The organism is Protofrankia coriariae, assembly GCF_001017755.1.
GTDB classification, from domain to species: Bacteria; Actinomycetota; Actinomycetes; order Frankiales; family Frankiaceae; genus Protofrankia; species Protofrankia coriariae.
Genome location: NZ_JWIO01000074.1, coordinates 1 through 8,234 on the forward strand (window position 1 = coordinate 1; position 8,234 = coordinate 8,234).

Below are 8,234 nucleotides of genomic sequence, written 5' to 3' on the forward strand. Positions count from 1 at the left end.
TCGGGCCGGGGTGCTCGTGGATGCGGACAACGGAGTGCGCAGGATCAATGTTGATCTGGAACGACAGCTCGAGTGTCTCCGAGAGGCGGGCGAGCGCGGCCAACGATGGTTCCTCTTCAGCCTCGAGGTAGACGATCTCCGCCTCGGTAAGACCTGTCTGCTCCGCGAGCCCGGCCTGCGTCAGGTTGTGCCGGGCTCGGTAGCGGACCAGCTCGTTGGCCACCTGGCGGGCCAACTGGGTGCGATCCCATTCGGCGCGGAACGGCGGGTCGGCGAGCTGCTCGTCGAGGACCTGCTCGAAGGTCGGCATATCGGTGATCTTCATGCCTTTGTGTCGGTGCCAGGTGGGATGGTGAGGCGGTGACCAGGACGCAGTACTACACCGCGACCAGCATCGACGGGTTCATCGCCGACCCGGACAACTCGCTCGACTGGCTCTTCACGGTCGAGTCACAGGGCGACAACCCGTTCGCCGCGTTCTTCGCGGACGTCGGCGCGTTCGCCATGGGAGCGACCACCTACGAGTGGGTACTTGAACACGAGAAACTGCTCGACCAGCCGCGGAAATGGCGCGAGCAGTACGGCGACACCCCGACCTGGATCTTCACACATCGTGATCTTCCGTCGATCCCCGGCGCGAACATCACGTTCGCCAGCGGTGACGTACGGCCCGTGCACGAGGCGATGGTCGCGGCCGCGCGGGGCAGGAACGTGTGGCTCGTCGGGGGCGGCGAGCTGGTCGGGACGTTCGCCGACCACGGGTTGCTGGACGAGATCATCCTCGGCGTGGCACCGGTGACGCTCGGCGCCGGCGCGCCGCTGCTGCCGCGGCGGCTGCTGTCATCGCGGCTCACCCTGTCCGCCGTCGAACGGATCGACCAGTTCGTGCACCTGACCTACACGGTGCGTCACCCACCCGCCAGCCCACAGCGGTAGCCGGCGCATGCGAGCCGGTCGGTGTGGGCGCTCACGCGTTGCCGGCGGAGAGCGTCTTCATGACGACGTAGCTGGTCACGGTGGCCACACCCGGCAGGCTCGCGAGCTGGTCGGCGTGGAAGGCCTCGTAGACGGAAAGGTCGGCGACCTCGACCTGGAGCAGGTAGTCGTAATTTCCCGTGATGTGGTGGCAGTGGACCACCTCGCGCAGTCGCACGACCTGGCTCTCGAACTGACGGACGTCGGCGCGGGCATGCCGCAACAGACGAACACCGACAAGGACGCGCAGGCCACGGCCGACCGCCGCCGGATCGAGGAGCGCCTGGTAACCGCGGATCGTCCCGGTCTCCTCCAGGCGACGCACGCGCCGCAGACAGGGTGAGGGCGACAGGCCGACCCGGTTGGCGAGCTCCTGGTTGCTGATCCGACCGTGCTGTTCGAGCACGGCCAGTATCGACCTGTCGACGTCGTCCATGCCTGGCCATCCCTCCCAGCCGATTAGCAGATTCTCGCCAGGCGGATCCGCTTATCACAACCTCATGCCCTGTTCTGACGCTACTTGTTGCCAAAACTGCCCCGATCGCCCCTGTTCCGGCAGGAAGACCGGTCATTCTCGTGGCGTCAACCCCAACCCCGCCGACGCAGGAGAAGAACCATGCCGGACGCCCACACGACCAGCAGGACCAGCAGGACCAGCACGACGGTCAACCACGCCGATCGTGAGCTGCGCCATGACCGCTCCGTGGCACCGCCCATCTACCAGACGGCGACCTTCTGGGCCGACGACGCCGAGACGTTCGCCCAGGCGGCGGTCGAACGGCGCGGCCAGGGCTTCTACACCCGTTTCGGCAACCCCAACCACGCGCAGGTCGCGGCCATCGTCGCGGAGCTGGAGCACGCCGAAACCGCGCTCGTCAGCGCCTCGGGCATGGCGGCGCTCACCACAGCCGTGCTGGCCCTGGCCTCCGCTGGCGATCACGTGATCGGGCAGAGATCCACCTACAGCGGCACGGCGTCCCTGTTGCTGAACCTCCTGCCGCGCCTGGGCGTGACGACCACGCAGGTGGACCAGACGGACCCTGACGCCTTCGCCCGAGCCCTGACCCCGCGGACCCGCCTCATTCTGGTCGAATCGCCGAGCAACCCACTGTTGCAGATCACCGACCTACGCGCCGTCGCGGATCTCGCCCACGCACACAACGCGCTGATCCTGGCGGACAACACCTTCGCCACACCCGTGAACCAGCGACCTCTGGAGCTCGGTGTCGACCTGGTGTGGCACAGCGCGACCAAATACCTCAACGGCCACTCCGACGTGTCAGCCGGCGTGCTCGCGGGGCCGGCGAAGCTCCTGGACCGTGTCTGGGATGTCGCTCTGCTCACCGGCGCGACGCTCGGCCCCATCGACGCCTGGCTGCTGCTGCGCGGTCTGCGCACACTGCCGCTGCGCGTCGCCAGGCACAACGCCAACGGCCAGGCCCTCGCCGAGGCGCTGGAGCGGCATCCCGCCGTCGCACGGGTGCACTACCCGGGCCTGGCGGCACATCCGCAGCACGCGCTCGCGGCCCGTCAGATGAGTGGCTTCGGCGGGGTGCTCGCGGTCGAGTTCGCCGGCGGCCACGAGGCGGCCGACGCCTTCCTCGACCGGCTGCGTCACGTCCGACGAGCGGTCAGCCTCGGTGGTGTGGAGTCCCTGGCCGTGCGCCCCGCGGCGATGTGGGCGGGGATGCTCAGCGAGGAGCAGATCGTCGCCTCGGGGGTTCCGCTGGGGCTGGTCCGGCTCGCCGCCGGCACCGAGGACACCGCCGACCTCGTCGACGACGTGCTCACGGCAGCCGATTCCCTGTAGCGACAGTGCCGGCGAACGGACGGACGCCCAAGCCACGAACCGGTACGGCACCGGCTGCCCGCGCGGAGCGGTTCGGTTCACTCGGGCCTGACAGCGGAGAGCCGCCTACGCCCGCCTCAGCCCGTGTAGGTGGTTTCCGTTATGAGGATGACGGTTTCCACCTACGCTCGCCGCGGTTGTAGGTGGTTTTCGCTGTTCGGACGACGGTTTCCACCTACGCTTTCCGCTCAGATCTCGTCGGCGCTTCGGGAGGCGAGCCCGTAGCGGCGGGCCAGATCGTTCCAGGACGCGACGAACTGTTGCTTGGCCACGGTGGCCTCCACGCTGTGCTGCTGGGCGAGGAGGCTGGAGGAGGTCGTCGGCGCCGGCGGGACGCAGATACCGGCCACCTCGCGAGCCCATGCCGCGTAGGCGCGGTCCGCCGCCGCTGACTCCACCCACGCCGTCCGCAGGTCGGCGACCATGCCCCTGCCATCGGGAATGGCGCTGACAGCGAGGCTGTCGACCTCGTCGACGAGGGCGTCCCGGCCGGCCGCGGCACTGAGAAGGTCGGTTTCGGCGCCGCTCAGGTCGGTGCAGTTCGCAATCTGCTGGACCGCCGCGACGACAGTGCCTCGGGCGCTGCCGCTGCGGCTGAGCAGGTCGTCGATCGTCCGGAGCTGGATGACGGCCTGCGACGGCGCCGAGGTGGTCGGCGTGGCCGCCACGGGGACGGAGGGCTGGCCGTTGTCACGCTCCGAACCTGAACGACCCGTGAGGATCACGACGAGAACGATCGCTGCCGCCAGCATCGCCAGGATCGCCAGCGCGACGCCGCCGCGACGGGCCGCCGCACTCCGTGGCCGCGGTGGCGGTGAACCAGGGTGCGGCCACGGGGGTGCGGACGCTCCGACCCTTTGGGTCAGTTCGTCCGTGTCCGTGGCGGTGCCGTCGGACGCGGCGTCTCCGGCCGGTGCCCACGAGCTGTTTCCCGGACCTGTTCCGGTGGGAGGCGTCGCGCCCCGACGCGGATCGGGCTGAAGCCGATCATGATCAGGATGAACGGGAGACGACGGAGGAGATGACTGTGCCGTGGGCTGCGCCGTCGTTCCGCAGGCGGTGCAGAAACGGACACCCGGTCGTTGGGACGACCCGCACGCGGCGCAGGTCCACACCATCGCCTCCCATGGGTGCGGAAACGCCCCGCCGGCGGGACGCGGACGGGATTCACGCCGCCCCGGTCGTGGCGGCGGCTGACCAGGAGAGTATCGACAGCCGGCCGGACGATTGTCGAGCGTCCCGCCGATACGAAGAAAAATAACTCTCCGTATGAGATGGAGGATGTCGCGACAGCGTGGATCCTTTGTTTTCGGTAACGCATCCACGCAGGTCGACATGTTCTTTCTGATCGTTCTACCGGACAGCGACGCCGGATCAAGCCACGCCTTTTCCTTACGTTCGGTAGTCATAGATGGTGGGGGTGGCCGCCCTTTACCGCTTCTGCGGACCCTCACCGTCACCATGGTGTCACGGCCGTGCGATACTGCGTGTCGGTCAACCAGCGGATCTGTGTGCCGGACGCGCTTACCGTGCGGCGCGCCGGCCGGCCGGTCCAGCAGCGCACCACGGAGCCGACGTAATGACGATACTGAAAACCGGCGCGTGCCCGCACTGTGGCGGCCTGCCACAACCAGGTGACGCGTACTGCCCGGACTGCGGGACGAGGCTGGATGGCCAGCCGCCTCCACTGCCCCAACGCCGGCCCTCTTCTGGTCCGCCGATGCGCGAGCACGATCCCGATCGGGCCACCCGGTATCTGTGCTCGGCGGTGCACCTCAACGAGGCCATGGCCCGCACCGTGGCGGCGACGGTTCTCGACGAACCATACCGGGCCATTCACCCGAACCACGGTATCGGCATGGTGGCGCTTGTCCGCCATGCCGCCAGCGCACGGAACACCGCGCGTCTGCGCACCGGGATCGCCGTTCTCATCGGCTTCGTCATCCCGCTCATCCTGCTGTTGGCGGCGTGCGGTTCGCTGTTTGGCGGAAGCGGCTCCTCCGACTATTTCAGCGAGGACCCGGGCGGTTCGTTCGGCGCCGGCGTGTTGTTCTTCTCCTACGTGTTCATCGCCATCCCGGTGCTGCTCTTCCTGCTGCGGGTGGTCTACCGGCTGTACTGCATGGCGCAGGCGGTCGCCGTCATGAACCAGCATGTGGACCCCGCGGACCTGGCATCCAGCGTCGACAGAATGATCGAAAAACGTCTCGAGTCCGTGGACTCCGGTAACACGATCGTTTTCAGCGGGCCGTTCAGCGGTGCCAACCCGTTCGTCGGCAGCGGCGCGCACCTGGGCACATGGGTTGTGACGTTGGACACCAGCAAGGCCGGTATCCAGGACGGCAGCTCGCAGATCATCCCCTTCGACGAGGCCGATCTGCATGACTGGCTGGCTCGAACGGTCCCCGACCTCACCCTTGCCGGTCTTGTCGTACGCGAGAAGCTGTATGTGAGCGGCGTGGACGCACCGCTGGTCCAAGGCCTTGTACCCGGCACCGGAAAGCCGCCCTACACCCATATGCCCGAGGGCATCCTGACGAACGTACTGCGTAATCCGACCAGCTATGCCCGGACCTATCTCGTCTTCGAACGGCTGACCGCGGGAAACCAGCTCGGCCTCACCTATCTCGTCCGGGCGGACCTGCTCCAGAACAACACGCTCTTCATCGAGGGTGTGTCCGTTGCCATGCCTCCGCTGGGTGCCCCCTGCCTCGCGGTCACCACCGTTCCGATGGAACACTGGGACCGTTTCGTGACCGCCGTTAAACAGACCTTCAAGCAGAACTTCCGCCCGTCTTTCACCTTGCGCGGGTGGCGCTCGCTGGCGACGCGGCGGGATCGCATCCGCCCTGGTGTCGTCATCGACTACGGAGCCCGTCGCAGCGTTCGTGCGGAGGTTGCCGCCGACCTGAAGGACTACTACTACGCCGACGTGGACCAGCGTCTGTACCTCGAGACGCTGCAGCGGCGGGTTCTCGAGAACATCGTGGAGTTCCTGCGAAGGCACAACGTCGATACCTCGGAGTTCGAGCGGCACAGCGAGCAGGTGATCAACAACATTCACAACGGCAACATCTTCAATGTCAACGAGGTCAGTGGCCAGGGCAACGTCTTCGGCGACCAGGCACAGGTAACCAATGCTCAGCAGGGCGGATAGCCCCAGGGGAGAAGCAGCGTGAGCACGTACAACATTGGTCCGGTGTCGGGTCAGGGGAATGTCTTCGGGGACAACAACCAGGTCACCAACCAGATCGCCGTCCCGGCCGCGACGCGCGACGTGCTGGAGAACCTGCGCGCCGCGCTGCGGGACAACGCCGACGATCTTACGGACCCGGACGGGATGCGGCGGGCGACCGACGATCTCGAGGAGGAACTCACTGCGGACGCGCCGGACCGTGGCCGGATCTCCCGCCTCCTACACGGCCTGCTGCTGGGCGCCGGCACCGTCACCGCGGTAACCACCGCCCTGGAAGGCCTCGAAAACACGGTACTCAGCTGAGCACTCCAGAGGAGGCGTAGGTGGTTTCCGATGCCCTGACAAATTTTTTCACCTGTATCCACCTCGACCGTAGGCGGTTTCGGTCGCCCCGACAGCGCTTTCCGCCCGCACTTTCCGATGCGTCGGTTCCGCGGGGCACACGCTCGCTCGTCTCCGGCGGGTCTGGGAGGTGAACCGTCCGACGGACTGGCCGATACTTGATCTCGATGGCGATCCGACTCCGGGCGATCCGTTCGCGGTGCGGGAGCTGGCCCGACGGTTTCTGGCGTTTGCCGCTGACGTCGAACACGCCCATAAGCAGCTTACTGCGATAGCCACCGGTGAAGTGATCCATGTATGGACTGGTTCCGCGGGAGATGCGTTTCGGGGGGAGCTGGGCATATTCCCCGGCCAGCTACAGAAGCTTGCGACGTCGTATCAGATGGCCGGTGATGCGCTGCGCGTCTATGCGCCGGTCCTGGATTCCGCGCAGATACAGGCCGACCGGGCACTTGCGCGGGGGCGGGAAGCGCGAGCCCGCCGCGATCACGCTCAGATCCTTGTCGGCCCGGCGCAGACCGCGCTGTCGTCCGCGACGCGGAGGATCATGGCGCTGGAGCCAGGTTCCCATCCCCATGCGATGGATCTTCCTTTGCCTGACCCGGTGCAGGTGACACAGGCGATCCGAGACCAGCGGGTCGCGCAGGTCCGGCTGGAGCAGTTGCGAGACTCTGTACAGGCCGCACAGGATGATCTGGATGCTGCCCGTCAGCTCGCGCTGGCGGCGAAGCAGCTACGTCAGGATGCGGCACGGACCTGCGTATCGATGATCCGGCGCGCCTCCCACGCGGGGATCCGGGACAAGCCGTGGTGGTCCTGGGAGAAAATCCAACAGGCCGCTGGCAGGGTCTGGCATGTTGCCATCGGCCTCGCGACCAGCACCGTTGCGGTCCTCGGGGTGGCCGCTATGGTCGTCGGCGGGCCGGTCGCATGGATGGTGTCCGCAGCTGCGCTCGTGCTCCTGACCGACGCCTTGGCCCGGTATGCCAACGGCCAGGCATCCCGATGGGACGTCGGCTTCGCCCTGCTCGGCTGTATCCCCGGTAGTCGAGGTCTCAGCACCGCCGGTCTTGGCCGTGGTGCCGGCCAGGTCCAGCGTGGAGGAGGTGTCGCCGCTGGTGTCCTGCGCGCCGGTGCGGCTCATACCCACCGGGTGCTCAATGCCTGCGAAGCGCATCTTGCCGCCATGGCTGCCAACCTGCGCGCTGCCCGTCAGGGTTTCGCCATGACCGTGACTCCTGACGGCCGGATGCTCATGGTCGGTGGCGACGCCCTTCGTGACACCTCGAAAGCCGCTGGCCGCGGGCTGACGGCATCCGAACAGCGGGCCATCAGATCGCTTCAGCGGCAGATCGAAGAACATCGGGCTAAACTGGAAGCGTACCGGGTCGATCCTGACGCATTCGATAACCAAGGTATTCTTGAGCGTGCGCCGACACCGGCGATTCGGCAACGAATCATCGATGGACGTATACGTCATCTGGAACAGGAGATCTCAGCTTTTCAGAAGCAGATCTCCAAAATTCTTAGGGGTGGTGGCCAGTGAGTGAGCACGTGTCCGTCCCGCTTGAGACGCTCACCGCCGCGTTCGCTCTTCTGATCGAACATCTGCGACAGGAAGCAGGGACGGAGGTGTCTCTCGACAAAGATTACTTCTGGGCGATTCCGCGAGAGCTGCTCTATGATGTCTACGCGCAGCCAACGGATCTGACTGTCGGACAGCTCAGTGAGTCGTTGGCCAATCTACAGTCGGCGTTGGCCGATCCGTCGAAAGTCACGACGTACGGCCTGGTATGGCTTGCCGACCTGCTGAAAGCCATCGGCCTGGATATCGTCAGATGACTGTAGGAGGCAATGCCGCTAAGATAAGAA

Annotated in this window: 9 protein-coding genes; 6 read left to right on the forward strand and 3 right to left on the reverse strand. The window is 66.5% G+C overall.

Annotation, left to right across the window (positions count from 1 at the left end; all coding sequences use genetic code 11):
• Positions 1 to 325: helix-turn-helix transcriptional regulator (locus FrCorBMG51_RS23760; protein WP_157180653.1), on the reverse strand; the 325-nt coding region annotated here is incomplete at its 3' end.
• Positions 326 to 360: 35 nt separating this feature from the next.
• On the opposite strand from FrCorBMG51_RS23760, the gene FrCorBMG51_RS23765 reads away from it, so the two are divergent.
• Positions 361 to 936, forward strand: a complete 576-nt coding sequence (locus FrCorBMG51_RS23765) for a dihydrofolate reductase family protein (protein ID WP_047225232.1) — start codon at positions 361 to 363, stop codon at positions 934 to 936.
• A gap of 31 nt (positions 937 to 967) precedes the next feature.
• Here FrCorBMG51_RS23765 and FrCorBMG51_RS23770 read toward each other — a convergent pair whose 3' ends face one another.
• A complete protein-coding gene (locus FrCorBMG51_RS23770; protein ID WP_047225233.1) occupies positions 968 to 1,411 on the reverse strand; it encodes an Lrp/AsnC family transcriptional regulator in 444 nt (147 codons plus the stop codon).
• Between the two features lie 180 nt (positions 1,412 to 1,591).
• Here FrCorBMG51_RS23770 and FrCorBMG51_RS23775 point away from each other — a divergent pair, with 180 nt between their 5' ends.
• A complete protein-coding gene (locus FrCorBMG51_RS23775) occupies positions 1,592 to 2,785 on the forward strand; it encodes a trans-sulfuration enzyme family protein (protein WP_047225234.1) in 1,194 nt (397 codons plus the stop codon).
• Between the two features lie 227 nt (positions 2,786 to 3,012).
• Here the strand turns inward: FrCorBMG51_RS23775 and FrCorBMG51_RS23780 are convergent, their stop codons facing one another.
• On the reverse strand, positions 3,013 to 3,576 hold the full coding sequence (locus FrCorBMG51_RS23780) for a hypothetical protein (protein ID WP_052914990.1): 564 nt from the start codon (positions 3,574 to 3,576) through the stop codon (positions 3,013 to 3,015).
• An 827-nt stretch (positions 3,577 to 4,403) separates the two neighbouring features.
• Here FrCorBMG51_RS23780 and FrCorBMG51_RS23785 point away from each other — a divergent pair.
• The 4 genes from FrCorBMG51_RS23785 to FrCorBMG51_RS23805 all read left to right on the forward strand — a co-directional run bounded on the left by FrCorBMG51_RS23785 (position 4,404) and on the right by FrCorBMG51_RS23805 (position 8,204).
• Positions 4,404 to 5,981 (forward strand): zinc ribbon domain-containing protein, encoded by a 1,578-nt coding sequence (locus tag FrCorBMG51_RS23785; protein ID WP_157180654.1) that lies wholly within the window; start codon positions 4,404 to 4,406, stop codon positions 5,979 to 5,981.
• Between the two features lie 18 nt (positions 5,982 to 5,999).
• Positions 6,000 to 6,323: a hypothetical protein gene (locus FrCorBMG51_RS23790; RefSeq protein WP_047225236.1), complete on the forward strand. Its 324-nt coding sequence runs from the start codon at positions 6,000 to 6,002 to the stop codon at positions 6,321 to 6,323.
• Between the two features lie 169 nt (positions 6,324 to 6,492).
• Positions 6,493 to 7,908, forward strand: a complete 1,416-nt coding sequence (locus tag FrCorBMG51_RS23800; RefSeq protein ID WP_139342492.1) for a putative T7SS-secreted protein — start codon at positions 6,493 to 6,495, stop codon at positions 7,906 to 7,908.
• Positions 7,905 to 8,204, forward strand: a complete 300-nt coding sequence (locus FrCorBMG51_RS23805; protein ID WP_047225239.1) for a hypothetical protein — start codon at positions 7,905 to 7,907, stop codon at positions 8,202 to 8,204. Before FrCorBMG51_RS23800 ends, FrCorBMG51_RS23805 begins: the two co-directional genes overlap by 4 nt.
• Positions 8,205 to 8,234: the final 30 nt, after the last annotated feature.